Raw genomic sequence first — 19227 nt, forward strand, 5'->3', positions numbered from 1 at the left:
CGTCTTCCGGTGGAATTGCGCGGTTTTGGGGGAGTGCGCTTGTACGGGGACGACATATGTGCGTAATCCCGGTCATGCCTGATGATCGGTCGAGTGACGTTCCAGACCTGCCCCGTCCGCTGGCCGAATATCTTAAAGAGTCCCGCGTCGCGCTGGCTGTCGCCTCGGCGGAGGGCGACAATCCGCTGGTGTTCGTCAATCCCGCCTTTTCCAGACTGACGGGCTATACGCCGGCGGACGTCGTCGGCCGCAATTGCCGGCTGCTCCAGCGCGATGCACCGAATGTGGAGGCGCGCGCGCGCATCCATGAATTTCTGTCGCGCGAACGTCAGCCCAACGTCCGCACGCCGATCGTCAACTTCCGCAAGGACGGCACGCCGTTCGTCAATCTGCTCTACATGTCGCGGCTGACGAGTGCGGATCGCAAGGCCCGCTACATCTTCGCGTCGCAATTCGATATCAGCCGGTCGCAGCCGGACAAGCTCGCCGATTATGATGTCGACCTCGGCACGACGCTCGGCAGTCTGGAGCCGATCGCGGGCGATGCTGGGATCGTCGTCGAAGGAACGCTGCTCACCATCGCCAACAGCGCCGCGACGATCGCCCAGGCGAAGATGATGCTCGCCGAACTCGAAGCGGCCGCCGATGGCTGACGCCGACCTGGGGCAGGGCGCGCCCGTTCCCGTCGTTGGCATCGGCGCATCGGCCGGCGGGCTGGAAGCGTTGCGCGAGATGCTGGCGCCGGCCCGCGTGCCGACCGGGCTGGCGTTCGTCGTCGTCCAGCACCTCGACCCCAACCACGAAAGCATGCTGGCGCAGTTGCTCGACCGCAACACGACGCTGGAAGTGCTGCAGAGTGCCGGCGGTGAGCGGATCGCGCCCGACACCGTTTATATCATCCCGCCCGGCCGCGGCCTGGCCATTCGTCAGGGCGTGCTGGAGCTGACGGATTTCGCCCAGCCGCGCGGGCTCCGGCGACCGATCGACGATTTCTTCATCTCGCTTGCCGGCGACCAACAGTCGAATGCCGCGTGTGTCATTCTGTCGGGCACCGGCGCGGACGGCACGACGGGGCTGCGCGCGATCAAGGAGAACGGCGGCGTTTGCGTCGTCCAGCAACCCGAAAGCGCGCGCTACGACGGCATGCCGCTGTCTGCGGTCGGCACTGGGCTCATCGATTTCATCAAGCCGCCGCGTGACATCCTGCACTGCATCCAGGTCTTTTTCGATCGTCGTCGCGGTGGCGGGGCGACGGAGGCCGAAGCGGGCGTGGTTGCCGACCATGTCGACGAGATGTGCCGCGTGCTGCGGACCGCGATCGGCCATGATTTTTCGGGCTACAAGCGCTCCACGCTGGTGCGTCGAGTCGAACGGCGGATGCATGTGCTCGGCATTGCCACCGGTCAGGCGTATCTCAACCGCATCCGCAACGACGCCGATGAATGCGAGGCGCTGTTTCGCGACCTGCTGATCAACGTCACCCGTTTCTTCCGCGACCCGCCTGCTTTCGAGGCGCTGCGCACGACGGTGATCAAGCCGCTGCTCGAGGAGCGCGCCGCCGACGAGGACCTGCGCGTCTGGATCCCCGGCTGCTCGAGCGGCGAAGAAGCCTATACGATCGCGATGCTGTTCGCAGAGGCTGCGCGTGAATCGGGCGCGCCGCTTGCGGTGCAGATCTTTGCGACCGACATCGACGAACAGATGCTTCAGATCGCGCGCGAGGGGGTCTATCCCGCAGCCGCACTTGCCGACCTGCCGCCCGCAATGCGCGAGCGCTACACCGTGCCGCACGCCGATCGCTTCACCATCGCGGGGCCGATCCGCGACATGATCCGCTTTTCGAACCACAGCCTGGTCAAGGACCCGCCGTTTTCGCGGATCGACCTGGTGTCGTGTCGCAACCTGCTGATCTATTTCGACGATCGCCTGCAGCAGTCGGTGCTGCCACTGCTTCATTATGCGCTGAAGCCCGGCGGCTATCTGTTCCTGGGCCCATCGGAAAGCGTCGGGCGGTTCGAGCATCTGTTTATCGCCATCGATCAGCCAGCGCGGCTGTTCGAACGGGCGCCGGGTGCGCCGGCCTATCCGATAGACTTGCCCGGCAGCACCCGTCAGCGCATGCCAAGGCGTGAGCGGGAGGGGCGCGGCGACGGCTCCGCCATGGCGAACGAATCGGTAGCGATCCGCCGGATGGTCGAGCGCTATGCCCCGCCCAGCCTGATCGTCGACCAGGACGGCGGAATCATATCGGCCTATGGCAAGCTCGGCCGCTATTTCGAGTTTCCCGTCACGCGCACCGGTGGCAGCAGTGCCGTCAACCTCGCGCGCGCGGGGCTGCGTAACGTCATCGGCCCGTTGTTGCGTCAGGCGCGTGACGAGAAGCGCCGGGTCATCGCCCGCGATGTGGAGGTCGAAACCGACTTCGGTATTCAGCCCGTCGAGGTGATCTGCGATCCGCTGGGCGACGGCACGTTGCTGTTCGTCCTGCGCGATACCGGCCCGTTCCGCCCTTCGGACGAAGTCGAACTGGACGATCTGGCGGCCGGCGGCGACCATCTGGAGGCGCTGGAGGACGAGCTGCGGCTGACGCGCCACCGCCTGCGCTCGGCGATCGAGGAACTGGAGACGGCGAACGAGGAGCTGAAGAGCTCCAACGAAGAAATGATGTCGATGAACGAGGAGCTCCAGTCGACCAACGAGGAGCTGTCCACGGTCAACGACGAGCTGAAGAGCAAGGTCGACCAGCTGACCGTCGCCAATTCCGATCTGCGCAATTTCTACGAATCGACCGACCTTGCCGTCGTCGTGCTCGATTCCGACTTGAAGGTGCGCAGCTACACCGATGCCGCGACCCGGATCTTCCCGCTGAAGCCCGCCGATCGCGGTCGGCCGTTGACCGACGTGTCAAGCCGGCTGGTCGGGTCCGAGCATCTGGAGGATGCCCGCGCTGTCGCCGCCGGTGCGCCGCCGGCGCAACGACGCGTAGCGACCCTGGATGGCGAGCATGTCTATTCGATGCGCGTGTTGCCGTACCGCACGCAGACGGGCGACACGAGCGGTGCGACGCTGGTCCTGACCGACATCACCGATGCCCTGTCGATGGAACGGTTGCTGGCGTCCGAGCGCGAGCGGCTCGACCTGGCGATCAAGGCGGCCGGGATCGGCGTGTGGGAATATTGTCCGGATACGGGCGAAACGGTGCTCGATGGTGTCGAACAGCGGATGTTCGAGGTGTCCGAGGCCGATTCGACCGCAATCGCACCGTTGCTCGATCGCGTGGTCGACGAGGATCGGGCGGGCGTCGAGGCGGCCCTCCGCCGCGCGGTGCGGGAGGACGGCGACTACGAAGCCACCTTCCGCGTGGCCCGCGACGGTGGAGAGGTCCGGTGGATCAAGGGCTTCGGCCGCGTCATCGCCGGCAGCGTGCCGGCGCGGCTGGTCGGCGTGTCGATCGACGTGACGCCCGAATATACGCTTGCCCAGACGCGCGACCTGATGCTGCGCGAGATGAATCACCGGGTGAAGAACCTGTTCGCGGTCATTGCCGGCATGATCGTGCTGGCCGCGCGCAATCACGACGACGTTCAGGCGTTTTCGGCCGATGTCCGGGATCGCATCGCCTCGCTCGGCCGCGCGCATTCGCTGGCCTCCCCCGCGGGCCAGCCCGAGGCGATCGGGCTCTACGAGATCGTCGAGGCGACGCTCGCCCCCTATCGGGAGCACGCCGCGATCGACATCGACGGGCCCAACGTCGCGCTCGATCGCACCTGCCTGTCGCCGCTCGCGCTGATTTTTCACGAATGGGCGACGAACTCCGTCAAATATGGTGCGTTGGGCAGCGACGGGGCGTGCCGGCTGTCGGTCCGGTGGTGCGTCGGCGACGATGCGCTGACGCTTGCCTGGAGCGAGGAGCAAGGCTTGGTGGACGAGGGACGGACGGATGGACAGGGGTTCGGGACGGTGCTGGTCGATACCAGCGTCCGCCAGCTGCGCGGCACGATGACGCGAACGACCGATGACGGTGTCTACCGGCTTGAGATGACGTTGCCGAAGAGCATCCTCGCCGATGGCTGAAACGGTTTTGCTCGTTGAGGACGAGTTGCTGATCGCGCTCGACCTGCAGGCGACGATCGAGGATGCGGGCTTCGCGGTCGAGGGACCGTGCATGACCGTGGTCGAGGCGCAGGAAGCGATCGATCGCTGCGGCGATGTGCTCGTCGCGGCGCTGCTCGATGTCCGGCTGGCGGACGGCAATGTTTTTCCCGCCGCCGATCGGCTGTATGCGGATGGCGTGCCGATCATTTTCCATTCGGGCCACGCCGACACGACCGATTTGCGCGAACGCTATCCCACTGCGACGATCTGCCCGAAGCCGAGCGCGCCGGCGTCACTGGCGGCGGCGCTGCGGAACACTGCGTGGCGCGACGATGCCGGCGACGAAGCGATTCGCGCGACAGGGTAGAGAATGATCCTGCGCTCTGGCGTCGGCCGGAGCCGTCGCCATCGCAGGCTTTGGGCCGCCGATGCTCCGTCCTTCGGCGGCACAGGGTTTCGCGCCGTCTCCGTACGCACCGGAACTCACAGGCCCGTCCCGCGCTATCCCGCCCATGCAACAGGATGACGAGGATCAACCGGCGCGCCACCGCGCGGTACCGAGCGGGCGGGTCGCGCGGCTGGGGGCGTTCGGGCGGCTGGCGGGCGGTGTCGCCGGCGGCATGATCGCAGAAGGCGCGCGGCGGCTGGCGGCCGGAGAGCGGCCGAAAATGGGCGACCTCGTCCTGACGCCGGGCAATGCAAAGCGCGTGGCCGACCAGTTGTCGCATCTGCGCGGCGCGGCGATGAAGCTCGGCCAGATGATCTCGATGGACGCGGGCGACGTGCTGCCCGCCGAGCTCCAGTCGATTCTCGCGCGGCTGCGCAACCAGGCGTATCGCATGCCGCCCGCGCAGCTCGACCGCGTCCTGCGGCAGGAATGGGGTGCCGATTGGCGGCGGAAATTCCGCCATTTCGAGGCGTCGCCGATGGCCGCCGCGTCGATCGGCCAGGTCCATCGGGCAACCTTGCCCGACGGACGGGTGCTCGCGATCAAGGTGCAATATCCGGGTGTCGCCGAAAGCATCGACGCCGATGTCGACAACGTCGCGACGTTGCTGCGCGTTTCGGGCGTGCTGCCGTCATCGATCGACTTGAAACCGCTGCTGACCGAAGCGAAGCGCCAACTGGCCGAAGAAGCCGACTATGTCCGCGAGGGTGAGCAGATGCGGCTCTATGGTGAGCGGCTGGCGGGGGATCGACGCTATGTCGTCCCCACGCTCGAGCCGACGCTGACCACGCGGCGCGTGCTGGCGATGGACTTTGTGGAGGGGCGGCCGATCGAGGCGCTGGGCGATGCGCCGCAGGATGCCCGCGACCGGGCGATGACCGCGCTGGTCGTGCTCGTGCTGCGCGAATTGTTCAAATTCGGCGTGATGCAAACCGACCCGAACTTCGCCAATTACCGATGGCAGCCGGAAACGGATGCACTGGTCCTGCTCGATTTCGGCGCAACCCGCGATGTGCCGGCTGAGACGGCGGACGCCTATCGCCGGTTGATCCATGCCGGCCTGTCGCGCGACCGCGACGCGATCCGCGACATTGCGGTGGAGACGGGGTTCGTCGGCGCCGAGGCGGCGGCCGCGCATCGCCCGGCGCTCGACCGGATGATCGCGGCGATCGACGCAGCGCTCAATCGTGACGGCCCCTTCGACTTCGGCGACCGCGCCTTCGTGCCGGTGGTGCGCGAGGAAGCCAAGGCGATGATTGCCGACCGCGCGACCTGGCATGTCCCGGACGTCGAGACACTGTTCGTGCAGCGCAAGGTCAGCGGGACGGCATTGCTTGCGGCACGGTTGAAGGCACGAGTCGACGTGCGCGGGCTGGCGGCCGTGGCGGTTTCCAAATAGCCACCCACGCTCCCATTCCCCGGCGAAGGCCGCGGCCCAGGCTGGCAAACGTCTGAAGCGCGCGTCGCGCTAATCTCAAAATGCGCCGATGCTGGACCCCGGCCTGCGCCGGGGAACAGTCCTACGGAGCGATACGCTCGCCATCCCACGCGAAGATCCCCCCGCTGTCCGCGGGCGTCAGCCCGTCGAGCACTGCCAGCAACCGCTCCGCCGAATAGTCTGGCGTGAAGAGCTTCCCTTCCGCGACATTGCCCTGGAACGGCGCGCTCAGGCCGGTATCGACGGTCCCCGGATGCAGCGCGACGCACACCGCCTGCTTGCGGGCCCGGCCGATCTCGATCGCCGCACATTTTACGATCTGGTTCAGCGCAGCCTTTGCGGCGCGATAGCCGTACCAGCCGCCCAGCCGGTTGTCGGAAATGCTGCCGACCCGCGCCGACAGACAGGCGATCGTCGCGGGCGCGTCCTTTGCCAGTAGCGGCGTGAAATGGCGCAGGACCAGGGCGGGCCTGCCGTATTGACCTGATACTGCCGCAGCAGCCAGTCCATATCCAGCTCGCGCAGACTGCGCTCTGGCCAGTGATCGCCATCATGAAGCAGGCCAGTCGCAACGATGACCAGAGACAGCGGCCCGCCGATCCGCTCGGCCGCAGCGGCGATACTCGCCGGATCGCTCAGGTCGATCGTGCCCGCCGACCGCGACAGGGCGTGGACGGTGCCGTAGCGCCCCGATTGCTCCACGCGCCGCACCAGCGCGCCGCCGATCCCGCCGCTCGCCCCGATCACCACCGCGTCGCCCATCTGTTCTCCCTCACGGAACCGCGGGCGGCTTCCCGAGATTCGCTATCATGCATCAGGACGCTTCAGTCGCCCACCGGGTCCATTCCGCGTGACAACGCTCATCCCCGTGCTCGGCGACCAGCTGTCGCCCGGCGTAGCCAGCTTGCGCGACATCGACCCCGCCGGCGCCGTCGTGCTGATGATGGAGGTGTGGGACGAGGCGACCTATGTCCGTCACCACAAGAAGAAGATCGCGCTGATCTTCTCGGCGATGCGCCATTTCGCCGACGACCTGCGCGCCGCCGGCTGGACGGTCGACTATGTCACGCTCGATGCGCGCGGCAATACGCAGAGCTTCACCGGCGAAGTCGTCCGCGCCGCAAAGCGCCATAAGGCGACAGCGATCCGCGTCGTCGAAGGTGCCGAATATCGCGTTCGGCAGATGCAGGATGAATGGACCGACCGCACCGGACTGCCGGTCGATATTCTGATCGACGACCGCTTCGTCTGTCCGCTCAGCGACTTCTACACCTGGGCCCAAGGCCGGCGCGAGCATCGGATGGAATATTTCTACCGGGACATGCGCCGCCGCACCGGGCTGTTGATGGCCGCGGACGGCAAGCCCGAGGGCGGGCAGTGGAACTTCGACAAGGACAATCGCGCGACGCCGCCGCGCGGGCTCAACTACCCCGCCCCGCCGCGCTTTGCGCCCGATGCGATCACCAGGGAGGTGCTGGCGTTGGTAGCCGGGCGTTTCGCCGGCCACTTCGGCGACCTGGAGCCGTTCGGACTACCGGTGACGCGCAAACAGGCGCTCGAATCGCTCGAACATTTCATTGCGACCGCGCTGCACGACTTCGGGCAATATCAGGACGCGATGGTGGCGGGGCAGGACTATCTCTACCATTCCAGCCTGTCGCTGTGCCTGAACCTGGGGCTGCTCGATCCGGTCGAGGTCTGCAAGGCGGCGGAGGATGCCTATGCCCGCGGCGACGCGCCGATCAATTCGGTCGAGGGTTTCATCCGCCAGATTATCGGGTGGCGGGAGTATATCCGCGGCATGTATTGGTGGGACATGCCGAAGTTCGCGGAGCGCAATGCGCTGAACGCGACCCGGTCGCTGCCCGACTTCTACTGGACTGGCGAGACGGACATGCGGTGTCTCAGCGAAAGCGTCGGCCAGACGAAGCGCGAGGCCTATGCCCATCATATCCAGCGATTGATGGTGCTTGGCAATTTCGCCCTGATCGCCGGCGTCGATCCGGCGCAAGTGTCCGACTGGTTCCTGGTGGTCTATTTCGATGCGTACGAATGGGTCGAGCTGCCCAATGTCGTCGGCATGAGCCAGTTCGCCGACGGCGGCATGATCGCGTCCAAGCCCTATGCGTCGAGCGGCGCGTACATCGACCGCATGTCCGATTATTGCGGGAAATGCCGATATGATGTGAAGCAGAAGACCGGGCCGGATGCCTGCCCGTTCAATGCGCTTTATTGGCACTTCCTCGCGCGGCACGAAAAGCGTTTCGCAGCTAATATGCGGATGTCGAACATGTATGCGACGTGGCGGCGGATGTCGGAGGAGAAACGGGCGGAATATCTGGCGAGCGCGGAGGCGTTTCTCGCGACGCTGGAGCCAGCGGGGAAGGGATGGGCGCGGGCAGGGGACGCGGCCTGATTGTCTCTGCCGTCATCCGATAGCCCTCCATGTTCGTCATCCCCACGGAGGCGGGGATGACGAACATGGACCGATGTTGTTCAGCCGCGAGACACAGAAACCATGCTACCGGAGTTGCGTGGGGCGGATCATCCGAACATTTCTTGCAGCGCTGGCCCTCACCGCCGCTCTGCCGGCAGTCGCCCAGAGCATCCAGACCCCCGACGCCGCCATCGCTCAGGACGCCGCCGCCGTCGCCGAGCGCCTGGGCATCCCCACGGACCAGGCCGCCCGCCAGCTCCGCCTGCAGGAAGCCAGCGTCTCCGTCACCGACGCGATCGCTGCCGAATTCTCGAACCGCCTTGCCGGCATTGCGATCGATCACCGCCCGGCCTTCCGCATCCTCGTTCGTCTGACCGGCGAAGCACCTGTGCCCGACCGGACCGTCTCCATCGCCGGCACGGCGGTCCCCGTCCAGTTCATTCCGGGCTCGACCGTCGGCCTGACGGGCATGGTCCAGGCGATCACTGCGCATCAGGCAGCGATCCGTGCCAGCTTGCTCGCCCCGCCGGGACTGGGCGTCGATCAGCGCAGTGGCGAGCTGGTCGCGGTCGTCTCCACGCGCGACGTCGAACGTGAAGGTGCGCAAGGCTTGCGCGACCGCATTGCCACCCTGACCCGCGTACCCGTGCGGTTGCGCGTGCTTGACCAGCCGGCGCTTGACCTGGGCGGGATCGTCGGCGGTGCGCGGATGGTCGGCAGCAAGCCGGGCGACGCCCGCCGCTACGTCTGCACCGCTGGCTTCGCGGTGACCGACGGCGCGCGATACGCGCTCGCGACGGCAGCGCACTGCCCCGATGAGTTGGTCACGCGTGACACGAACGGAGCCGACGTCACGCTGCCGTTCCTGGGTCAATGGGGCTGGGGCAACCAGGACGTGCAGGTCAATCTCGCGCCCGGACCGCTCGCCCCGCTATTCTACGCCGACACCGCCAAGACCGTCGTGCGCCCCGTCGCCGCCGCCCGCGGTCGCGCCACGATGCGCGCCGGCGATATCCTCTGCCACCGCGGTGAGCGAACCGGCTACAGCTGCTCCCAGGTCGAATTGACCGACTTTGCGCCTGCGGGCGACCTGTGCGGCGGGGCATGCCTTCCGACCTGGACGACGGTGGCCGGCCCGGTGTGCAAGAGCGGCGACAGCGGCAGCCCTGTCTTTGTCGGCACCACCGCGGTCGGCATATTGAAAGGCGGCAGCTATCGCCGTGACGGCAGCTGTGGCTTCTACTTCTTCATGTCGACCGATTTTCTGCCGACGGGCTGGCAGTTGGTGACGGACCGATCAGTTTCTCTTTACAACTGAAATTGACCGTCCCATCTTCGCCGCCTGTTCAAGGAGGATGTGATGGCTTTCACCGGACGCGAGCTGCGATCGACGATCGATCAGGACGGTATTCTGACGTTGTCGCTGGAGACGGTGGAGGTCGGCGACCCGGCCGACGATGAAATCGTCGTCAAGGTAGAGGCGGCGCCGATCAACCCCAGCGATCTGGTCTTGTTGCTCGGACCAGCGGACGTCTCGACGCTCGAACAGGCGGGGGACAGGTTGCGTTTCAAGGTCGCGCAGAACCGCTTGGGCGGCGTGAAGGGGCGGCTCGGCCAGTCGCTTGCGGTCGGTAACGAAGGCGCCGGCACCGTCGTCGCTGCAGGCGCGGCGGCGAAGGCGCTGGAGGGCAAGCGTGTCGGCATGATCGGCGGCGCGATGTATGCCGACTACCGCAAACTCAAGGCGCGCGACGTCGTACCCCTGCCTGACGGCGCGTCCGCTGCCGAGGGTGCATCGATGTTCGTCAACCCGCTGACCGCGCTCGGCTTCGTCGAAACCGCGAAGATGGAGGGGCACAAGGCGATCGTCCACACCGCCGCCGCCTCGAATCTGGGCCAGATGCTTCAGAAAATCTGCCTCGCCGACGATATTCCGCTGGTGAACATCGTCCGCTCGGACGAGCAGGTCGCGATCCTGCGCGGAATCGGTGCCCGCCATGTGGTGAACAGCAAGGACGCCGATTTCCCCGCCCAGTTGCTCGCCGCCATCGAAGACACCGGCGCGACCATCGCCTTCGATGCGATCGGCGGCGGCACGCTCGGCAGCGATATCCTCCAGGCGATGGAGCGCGCCGCGGTCAAGCGGATGACCGACTATAATCGCTATGGCTCGCTCGAACCAAAACAGCTCTACATCTACGGTGCGCTCGATCTGTCGCCGACGACGCTCAACCGCCTGGCCTTCGGCTTCGCGTGGAGCGTGTCGGGCTGGCTGCTGACCCCGTTCCTGCAAGGGCGCGGCCGCGACGCTGCCCCGCGGATGCGCCAGCGTGTCGTCGATGAGCTCACCACGACCTTCGCGAGCACCTACACCCGCACCATCGGCCTGGCCGAAGCGCTCGATCCGACCATATTGCGCGCCTACGAACGCAAGGCGACGGGAGAGAAGTTTCTGATCGATCCGACGCGGGGGTAAGGGGGCGGCCGGGGACGCGCGCGAGCGCCTGCGGATCACCGCAAGCGCCCGACCGAAGCGGATGCATCCACCTGTCGTCGGTCGATACCGCAGACAGGTGGACGCGAAGGTTAGTCCGCGGCAATCCGGGCAGCGGCCTCGCGGTAGCTGTGCAACGGGCGGCCCAGCAGCGAGGTCAGCCGTTCGACGTCGCCGGCCTCCGGGATCATGCCGTCGCTCACATACCGCTCAGCCATCAGCCGCATCTCGTACGCGGTCCATTTGGGCATGAACGTTGCCATGTTGGCTTCGAACCCACTTGGGTCGTCGCCGCCATAGGCGATTGGGCGGCCGAGCACGTCGGACCAGATCGCTGCCACCGCCTCGCCGGTCAGCGTGTCTGGCCCGACGATATTGATCGTTTCGATCGGCAGTAGGGTCTCGGCGGTATCGCGGCGGATCAGTTCGATCGCGGCGACCTCGGCGATATCCCGCGCGTCGACCATCGCGACGCCCTTGTTGCCGATCGGCATCGGGTACACGCCGTGGTTGACGATCACGTCCTTCACCATGGCTTCGTTGTCGATGAAGTAGGTTGGTCGCAGGATGGTGGCGCTGAAGCCCATCTGCGTCAGCATCCGCTCGGCCCCATGTTTCACGGCGAAGTGGGGCACGTTCACGGCTCGGTCCGCGTCGAACACCGACAGATAGACTATGCGGTCGATCCCTGCCTCGCGCGCCAGGTTGAGCGTGACGATCGCCTGGGTGAATTCGTCGCCGGTGACCGCATTGAGCAGGAACAGCGTGCGGACGCCGGCGAGTGCCGATCGCATGGCATCGATGTCGAGCAACTCACCTTGCACAACGTCCACGCTGGCGGGGAAGGACGCCTTTGAAGGATCGCGGGTGAGCACGCGCACCGTGGCGTTGCGCTGGACGAGCTGGTCGACGACGTGGCGGCCGACACGGCCGGTGGCTCCGGTGACGAGAATGGTCATGGCATTTACTCCTTCGCTGGGTCTTGCTGACGAAGCGAAGATGCGTGATCCATAGCTGATCAAATAGACGCGCAATCTGGACGCACCGTCTCACTGGTGGAACGATATGAACCTGATCGCACTTGCGGATTTCACGCTGGTCGCCCGCCACGGCGGCTTCGGAAAGGCGGCGCGCGCGGCACGGCGGCCGAAGGCCACCTTGTCGCGCCGCGTGGCCGAATTGGAAGCGGCGCTCGACCTGCGGCTGTTCGAGCGGGGTCGACGCGACCTCAAATTGACGGAGGAGGGCCGTGCGCTCTTCGAACGCGCCGGCGCGTTGTTGAGCGAACTCGAAGAAACCGCGGCTGCCCTCGCGTCCGGGGGAGGGCGGGTGCGGGGACGGCTGCGGATCAGCGTGCCGCTCCTGTTCGGGCAGGTAGCGATGGGCCGGTTGGCCGCCGAGTTCGCGCGGCAACATCCTGAGGTACGTCTGGAGGTGACGACCGACGACCGGGCGGTGGACATGATCGAGGAGGGCTATGATCTCGTGGTTCGCGTCAATCCCGCGGCCGACGAAACGCTGATCGGACGCCCGTTTCTGCATGACCGTCTGGTAGTCGTTGCAGCCCCCGTCGTGCCGCGGCTGTCTGACGAGCCCGTTCCGGCCGTGGTCCGCGATGGCGATGTGGCCGAGGATTGGACGCTGAGCACATCCATCGGCCCAACGACTGTCAAGGTCACACCCGTCATGCGCATGTCATCGATGATCATGATCTGCGACGCGGTGCGCATCGGGGGCGGGGCGGCGCGCTTGCCGCTGTCGCTCGTCGGGGGTGACATTGCCGACGGGCGCCTCGCCTACTGGGGGGACGTCGCGGGCTCCGACATAACATTGTGGGCCCTCTATCCGAGCCGCAGGCTGCTCAACGCGAGAGTCGCGGCGTTTCTCGACTTTCTTCGTCGGTCGTTCCCCACCGGCGCACCGGAAGAACTGGCTGCCTATCTCAAAGCGTGACGACGGCCGCTCGCGGACGCTGGGGTTTCAGCGCCGAGCGGCGTATGCCGGACGAGCCGACATAGACTGCCGACCTTGCCTCTTGGGTCGTCGCGACCGGGAGCTTTCGCGAGATTCGCGGCCCGTTCCGATCGTCGGGAGATCGTCCAGGCACCCGAAGCTTTGAATGCCCCCGCAAACCGTTGGTGCTGGCGGCTTGGTCACTTCTCTCCAAGCAAGTTCGCGAGCGTTGCAGCCAGATCCGCACTGCGAAACGGTTTGGTAAGGCGAGGCAAGTCGTACGTGACGCCTTCGGCCTCCGCGTAGCCGGAAACCAACAGAATGGGCAGCGTCGGAATCCAGGATCGTGCCTCACGCGCGAGGTCGGCGCCGCTCATGCCTGCCATAAGATGATCCGTTACAAGAAGATCGGGTCGCGCTCCGGCTTTCATGAGCTCTAGTGCTTCCTCGGCCGAACCCGCCTCGACAACCTCGAAACCGAAATCGTGCAGCATGTGTGCCGTGCTCATCCGCACCAGCTCTTCGTCATCGACCAGCAGCGCGGTTCCCCGGACGGCCGGCGCCGCCCTGCGGTCGGGCAGCCGCTCGTTGCTGTCGATCGCGGCCGCGCTCATCGGCAACCACAAGGTGACCGTCGTGCCTTCGCCGGGCCGGCTTGCGATGTTCATGCCGCCGCCGAGCTGCGCGGCGAGGCCGTGGACCATCGACAAGCCGAGCCCGGTACCCTTGCCGATCCCCTTGGTCGAAAAGAACGGCTCCACTGCGCGCCTGAGCGTCGCCTCGTCCATACCGCTTCCGCTGTCGCTGACGCTCAGCCGCACATAATGGCCATGCGCGAGGCCGGACGCGTGTTGCGCACGGACACTTTCGCGCTCGGCGGAGATGGTCAGGTGGCCGCCGCGCGGCATCGCGTCGCGTGCGTTGACCGCCAGGTTGAGCAGCGCCATCTCGAGCTGGTTCGCGTCCGCCAACGCGGGGGGCAGGTCGGGGGCGAGTTCGACGCGCACTTCGATATTGGGGCCGACGGTGGAGCCGATCAGGCCGGCCATCTCGTCGACGAGCGTCGCGACGTCTACGGCAGTGGATTGCAGCGGCTGGCGACGCGCGAAGGCGAGCAGCCGCTGGACCAGCGTCTTCGCCCGCTCGGCGGATTGCAGCGCGCCGTCGATCAGCCGGCGCTCGCGCTCATTGCCGAGCCCCTTGCGCACCAGCATGTCGAGCGAGCCGATGATCGGCGTGAGCAGGTTGTTGAAGTCGTGTGCCACGCCGCCGGTGAGGCTGCCCATCGCCTCCATCTTCTGACTCTGGCGCAGCGCCTCCTGCGCGGCGTGCAACTCGGCTTCGCGTGCCTTTGCATGGCTGAGGTCGCGCCCGACCGCGATGAAGTTCACCCCATCCGGTTCGGGGGCGACGGTCCATTCGATCGGCTTCCAGTCGCCCCCCTTCGTCGCAATGCGGTTTTCAAAGCGCGTGGGCAGGCGCGTTTCCGCCATATTCTGGATCGCCGCCAGCGTCGGAGGCATATCCTCGGGGTGCATGAAGCTCGCATAGCCGCGGGAAAGCAGTTCGCGCTCGTCCCAGCCCAGCACCTGACTCCATGCCGGACTGACGGCCGACATCATGCCCTGATAATCGGCGCGGGCGAGCATGTCCTGCGACAGGTTCCACAGCCGGTCGCGTTCCGCTGAACGGGCGGCGACCTGCGCCGCCAGCGTCTCGTTCAGCTGGCGCAGCGCGGCCTCGGCGAGCTTGCGGTCGTGGATGTCGACCGACGCTCCGAACCACCGGACGATCTCTCCCGAAGGCGCGTCGCGATAGGGCTCGCCGCGCACCAGGAACCAGCGATACTCGCCGCTCGCAGCGCGAATCCGATGCTCGATCAGGAAGGTGGCGCCGGTGCGGCGCGCAGTGTCGAACGCCGCCATCGTCGCGGCGGCATCGTCGGGGTGGACGTGCTCCGCTGCAACGTCTGCCGCCGTCTCGGGATAATAGGCGCTGCCGGTGTAGTCGGACCAGTGCTTGTTGAAGAACTCGGTCCGGCCGTCCGCATCGGTGATCCAGACGATCTGCGGCACGGCATCCGCCATTAGCCGGAAGCGTGCCTCGCTGGCCCGCAGGGCCGTCTCGGCTTCCTTGCGATCGTGGATATCGATCGAGCTGCCCACCCAGGTGGTGATCGCGCCGGCCTCGTCGCGGATCGGCTCGGCGCGCGCGACATACCAGCGGTACGCCCCGTCGTGCCGACGATAGCGGACTTCCATCTCGTACGTCGTACCTGCCGCTCGCGCCGCCGCCCATTGCTCGGCCGTCGCGGCGACATCGTCGGGGTGCAGCGTGTCGACCCAGCCGTTCGGCAGCGCCTGCGCCGGCGTCTGACCGGTATAGGCGTACCAGCGCGCGTTGAAATGATTGAGTTCGCCATCGGGTGTGGCGAACCAGACAAAGGCGGGCAGCGCATCGGTGAGCTTGCGCAGGCTTGCCTCGCTCTCACGCTGCCGCTCCTCGACCTCGCGCCGGGCGTCGATGTCGATGACGGACCCGACATAGCCCAGATAGGTGCCGTCCTCGTCAAAACGCGGGCCGGCAGCATCGATCATCCAGCGATAACTGCCGTCGCTCCGGCGCAGGCGATATTCGATCCGGAAAGGTGCGCGCGCCGCGTTGGCGGTGCGGAAGACCTCTTCTGCGTCCGCCTGGTCGTCGGGGTGTGTCGCCGTGAGCCAGCCATAGCCTTCGGCTTCTTCCGGCGTCTGCCCGGTGAACTCGTACCAGCCGCGATTGAGGTAGGTGCAATAGCCGCTCGGATCGGTCACCCACATCATCACCGGCGCGTGGTCGGCCATGTTGCGGAACCGGGCTTCGCTTTCCCGCACCGCCCGCTCGGCCTGGATCCGGCCGGTCGTCTCGGTGCAGGCGCAGAACATGCCTGCCACCGCGCCGCGCTCGTCGTGTACCGGCGAATAGGAGAAGGTGAACCAGGTCTGCTCTTCGACCCCGTGACGGCGCATCAACAGGGGCAGGTCCTGGTGGTAGGTTGCCTCGCCGCGCATGGCCGCGTCGATCAGCGGAGAAATATCATCCCATATCTCCGACCATATGTCGCGAAAGCGCGCGCCGAGCGCTGCGGGGTGCTTCTTGCCCAAGATCTCGACGTAGGCATCGTTGTAGAGGAAGCCGAGTTCGGGGCCCCAGGCGACGAACATCGGAAACTTCGACGACAGCATGAGGCCAACGACAAGCCGCAATGGCGACGGCCAGAGCTGGGGCGGGCCGAGCGGCGACTGCGACCAGTCCTTGTCGCGCATCAGCTGCGCCACTGCGCCCTTTCCGTCGAGGAAGTGCAGGCCGGCTGTCATAGGTAAGGGCTTCATGCCATTGGCTTATATCCCTCGCTTGGTGTCGGAGCGAGCCGCAATATCGCGCTGGGCGGCGCGCCGTGCGGCACGGCTTGGCGGGTGAAGGTGGCGGACTCGGCAAGGGTGAGCGAATTCGATCCGAACGGGGCGAGCAGGTGACGGCAGCTCGGCGTTCGAGCGGCGCGCGAGAGCGGGACGCCGCGGCAACCGTCAGCGGCTATCGCGGCTATAACCTTGCGCCTTCCGGGGGTTACAGTTATATACCAAACGTTATGAAAATTGATGCTGCTCCGTGTGCCAAGGGTCGTCCGCGCGAATTTTGCACTGATCGTGCGCTCGCGGCGGCTTTGGGTGTCTTCTGGTCCAAGGGCTATGAAGGCGCGTCGATGGCCGATCTGACGGAAGCGATGGGGATTTCCAAGCCGAGCCTCTACGCCGCGTTCGGCAATAAGGAAGCGCTGTTTCACAAGGCTCTCGACCTCTATGAGGCCGAGAAGCTGCAGTATACGCGCGCGGCGCTGGAGCAGCCCACCGCGCGGGCCGTCGCGGAATATTTCATGCGCGGCGCGATCGATGCGCAGATGAGCAGCTGCGACCCGAAGGGGTGCCTGGGCGTCATCAGCGCGACCGCCTGCGGGGCGGAAGCGGCGTCGATCAAGGCGGATGTCATCAAGCGTCGCGAGTCGTCGCAGGCGGCGCTCGTCGCGCGGTTCGAACAAGCCAAGCGCGATGGCGACCTGCCCGATCATGTCGATATCGCCGGCCTGACGAGCTACCTTTACGCAATCCTTCAGGGCATGGCCGTCCAGGCGGGATCCGGCGCGACGCGCGAGGATCTCGAACGCGTGGTCGAGACCAGCCTGCTGATGTGGCCGGGCCGATAAAAAAATAAATTACCGGTCGGTACAGAAAGTCGTTGACGAAACGATCGGCCGTTAATATACCAGTCAGTATAGAAGAGGGCGCCGCGTTGGCGCTCCGGCTCTCGCAAGGATGCCGCTATGCTCGTACCTGATTGCACCGTGGTGCTCGCCCCGTAACCGGGCGGTCCGCGGACGCCGTACATCAACCGATTTTGCGGGACCGTCCCGCGCCGGGGCTTTGTGTCGCCGGCGTCCATGGTCTGCGCCTCACGCACCAGCGTCGTGCCCTCGCCATGGGTCGCGGCGAACGCCTCGTCGCGTCCGCCGGCTGCGTGTCGAACAGGAAGGGAGGACAGTTCATGGCCTATGTCGATTTCTCGGGTGATCCCGTGCTTGCCGCGCACGGCAGCCATGGGGGCGGCACCGCCGATCCCGTCACGACCGCACCCGCGGGTCTCTCCGCGCTCGAATGGTCGGTCGTGGCGCTCGCCCGACGCGATCGTCTCTCGTCGCTGAACACGCCAGGGCGGTTGTCGGTCGCGCTTGGCGCCGTCTTCGGCACGCGCCGCCGCAGCCCACATCTTGCCGATCCCCGGCTGGAGGCGCTGCGCCGCATGGCGGTACTCAGCTGGCATCGCGGGTTCGCCGTCCCTGCGCACGAGGTGAAGGCCTTCTTCCGCGCGGGCTTTTCGGGCGATCAGTATGAACTGATGCTCGCGAGCATCGGCGCCGCCCGGTCACGGATGGGAGCACGCGCATGAACATGATCACCAAGATCGAAGCGGCGCCCGATGGCGCCGAGGATGCGGGGGCTCGCCCGCGCGGACGCTGGCGACGCGCCGGCTGGCTGGCCCTGCCGGTCGTCGCCATCGCCGGGACGTGGGGCATCCTGCACCGCGAAGGGCCCGCGGTCGCGGCAATGGCGGCGCCGACCGTCGAGGTCGCACAACCCCTGTTGCGCGATGTCACCGAATGGGACGACTACGTCGGCCGGTTCGAGGCTTCGAAATCGGTCGAGGTCCGGCCGCGGGTGTCGGGCGCGATCACCGCGGTGCACTTCACCGACGGCGCCATCGTCCGCAAGGGACAATTGCTCTTCACCATCGATCCGCGGCCCTTTGCCGCGGGTCTGGCGGAGGCGCGCGCCAGCGTTGCCGGTGCGTCGAGCGATCTGGCCCTGGCTCGGGCGAACCTCGATCGCGCCAATCGTCTCGCCGCGGAAGACGCGGTGTCACGCAGCGATCTCGACCAGCTGACGGCCCGCGTTCGTGCGGCCCAGGCGGCACTGGTCGCCGCCCAGGCCCGCGTCCAGGCGCGCCGGCTCGACGTCGAATTCACCCAGGTCCGTGCGCCGATTTCGGGCCGCATTTCCGATCGCCGGATCGACGCGGGCAATCTGGTAACCGCAGGCGACACCAACGGCACGTTGCTGACCACGATCAACGCGCTCGACCCGATCTACTTCGCCTTCGACGCGTCCGAGGGCTTATTCCTGAAGTCCAAGCGGGCCGGTGCGGAGGGCGCGACCGTGGAGGTGCGGTTGCAGGACGAAGCGAGCTACGCCCGGACGGGACGGCTGGACTTTACCGACAACGGGCTCGATCCCCGGTCGGGCACCGTGCGTGGCCGTGCAGTGCTTGCCAATCCAGACCTGTTCCTGACGCCGGGGATGTTCGGCAACATGCGGCTGGCGAACGGCGGCAGCGTGAAGGCGCTGCTGGTGCCGGATGCTGCGATCCAGACCGACCAGGCACGTAAGACCGTGCTCACGGTGGCGCGGGACGGCACCGTCGCGGCGAAGCCGGTGACGCTGGGCCCCGTCGTCGATGGCCTGCGGATCGTCCGCACAGGCCTGGCGTCAAACGACCGCGTCGTCGTCAGCGGTACGCAGATGGCGATGCCGGGAACGAAGGTGACCGTGCGGCCCGGTCGGATCGCGGCGACGCGGGTCGCCGCGGCACCGCCATCCGCCCCGACCAGCGGCGAGGCGACCTTCGCCTCGAAATGATCCGTTCGCCCTGAGCCTGTCGAAGGGCCGTACCGCGATACGCCCGCCTAGCTCGCGGCACGAAGAACGGTGCTTCGGCCAGGGCCCCATCAAAACAGTGTCTTGATGGGTGCCCGCCACGCTCAGCACGAACGG

13 protein-coding genes and 1 pseudogene are annotated in these 19227 nt (G+C 66.6%); 11 read left to right on the forward strand and 3 right to left on the reverse strand.

Annotated features, from left to right (window positions below):
* The first annotated feature begins 74 nt into the window (after positions 1 to 74).
* The 4 genes from JW805_03795 to JW805_03810 all read left to right on the forward strand — a co-directional run bounded on the left by JW805_03795 (position 75) and on the right by JW805_03810 (position 5942).
* Entirely contained in the window at positions 75 to 653 is a 579-nt protein-coding gene (locus JW805_03795; protein MBN2971138.1) for a PAS domain-containing protein, read from the forward strand.
* Positions 646 to 4074, forward strand: a complete 3429-nt coding sequence (locus JW805_03800) for a PAS domain-containing protein (protein ID MBN2971139.1) — start codon at positions 646 to 648, stop codon at positions 4072 to 4074. The genes JW805_03795 and JW805_03800 overlap by 8 nt, the downstream gene beginning before the upstream one ends.
* Entirely contained in the window at positions 4067 to 4462 is a 396-nt protein-coding gene (locus JW805_03805) for a response regulator (protein MBN2971140.1), read from the forward strand. The genes JW805_03800 and JW805_03805 overlap by 8 nt, the downstream gene beginning before the upstream one ends.
* A gap of 145 nt (positions 4463 to 4607) precedes the next feature.
* Positions 4608 to 5942: an AarF/ABC1/UbiB kinase family protein gene (locus JW805_03810; GenBank protein ID MBN2971141.1), complete on the forward strand. Its 1335-nt coding sequence runs from the start codon at positions 4608 to 4610 to the stop codon at positions 5940 to 5942.
* Between the two features lie 121 nt (positions 5943 to 6063).
* On the opposite strand, the pseudogene JW805_03815 reads toward JW805_03810, so the two are convergent.
* A pseudogene (locus tag JW805_03815) lies at positions 6064 to 6743 on the reverse strand (SDR family NAD(P)-dependent oxidoreductase).
* An 88-nt stretch (positions 6744 to 6831) separates the two neighbouring features.
* Between JW805_03815 and JW805_03820 the strand changes: the two are divergent.
* The 3 genes from JW805_03820 (at position 6832) to JW805_03830 (ending at position 10894) form a co-directional block, all read left to right on the forward strand.
* Positions 6832 to 8397 (forward strand): cryptochrome/photolyase family protein, encoded by a 1566-nt coding sequence (locus JW805_03820; GenBank protein ID MBN2971142.1) that lies wholly within the window; start codon positions 6832 to 6834, stop codon positions 8395 to 8397.
* Positions 8398 to 8515: 118 nt separating this feature from the next.
* A complete protein-coding gene (locus tag JW805_03825; GenBank protein MBN2971143.1) occupies positions 8516 to 9736 on the forward strand; it encodes a hypothetical protein in 1221 nt (406 codons plus the stop codon).
* Positions 9737 to 9778: 42 nt separating this feature from the next.
* Positions 9779 to 10894: a hypothetical protein gene (locus tag JW805_03830; GenBank protein MBN2971144.1), complete on the forward strand. Its 1116-nt coding sequence runs from the start codon at positions 9779 to 9781 to the stop codon at positions 10892 to 10894.
* Positions 10895 to 11004: 110 nt separating this feature from the next.
* Here the strand turns inward: JW805_03830 and JW805_03835 are convergent, their stop codons facing one another.
* Complete coding sequence (locus tag JW805_03835) at positions 11005 to 11871, reverse strand: NmrA family NAD(P)-binding protein (protein ID MBN2971145.1); 867 nt, start codon at positions 11869 to 11871, stop codon at positions 11005 to 11007.
* 106 nt (positions 11872 to 11977) lie between these two features.
* Here JW805_03835 and JW805_03840 point away from each other — a divergent pair, with 106 nt between their 5' ends.
* Positions 11978 to 12865, forward strand: a complete 888-nt coding sequence (locus tag JW805_03840) for a LysR family transcriptional regulator (GenBank protein ID MBN2971146.1) — start codon at positions 11978 to 11980, stop codon at positions 12863 to 12865.
* A 200-nt stretch (positions 12866 to 13065) separates the two neighbouring features.
* Here the strand turns inward: JW805_03840 and JW805_03845 are convergent, their stop codons facing one another.
* A complete protein-coding gene (locus tag JW805_03845) occupies positions 13066 to 16221 on the reverse strand; it encodes a PAS domain S-box protein (protein ID MBN2971147.1) in 3156 nt (1051 codons plus the stop codon).
* Between the two features lie 347 nt (positions 16222 to 16568).
* On the opposite strand from JW805_03845, the gene JW805_03850 reads away from it, so the two are divergent.
* The 3 genes from JW805_03850 to JW805_03860 all read left to right on the forward strand — a co-directional run bounded on the left by JW805_03850 (position 16569) and on the right by JW805_03860 (position 19092).
* Positions 16569 to 17105 (forward strand): TetR/AcrR family transcriptional regulator, encoded by a 537-nt coding sequence (locus JW805_03850; GenBank protein ID MBN2971148.1) that lies wholly within the window; start codon positions 16569 to 16571, stop codon positions 17103 to 17105.
* 338 nt (positions 17106 to 17443) lie between these two features.
* Positions 17444 to 17845: a hypothetical protein gene (locus JW805_03855; GenBank protein MBN2971149.1), complete on the forward strand. Its 402-nt coding sequence runs from the start codon at positions 17444 to 17446 to the stop codon at positions 17843 to 17845.
* On the forward strand, positions 17842 to 19092 hold the full coding sequence (locus JW805_03860) for an efflux RND transporter periplasmic adaptor subunit (protein MBN2971150.1): 1251 nt from the start codon (positions 17842 to 17844) through the stop codon (positions 19090 to 19092). The genes JW805_03855 and JW805_03860 overlap by 4 nt, the downstream gene beginning before the upstream one ends.
* Positions 19093 to 19227: the final 135 nt, after the last annotated feature.

The sequence above is a fragment of the Roseomonas aeriglobus genome, assembly GCA_016937575.1.
Classification (GTDB): Bacteria; Pseudomonadota; Alphaproteobacteria; order Sphingomonadales; family Sphingomonadaceae; genus Sphingomonas; species Sphingomonas aerigloba.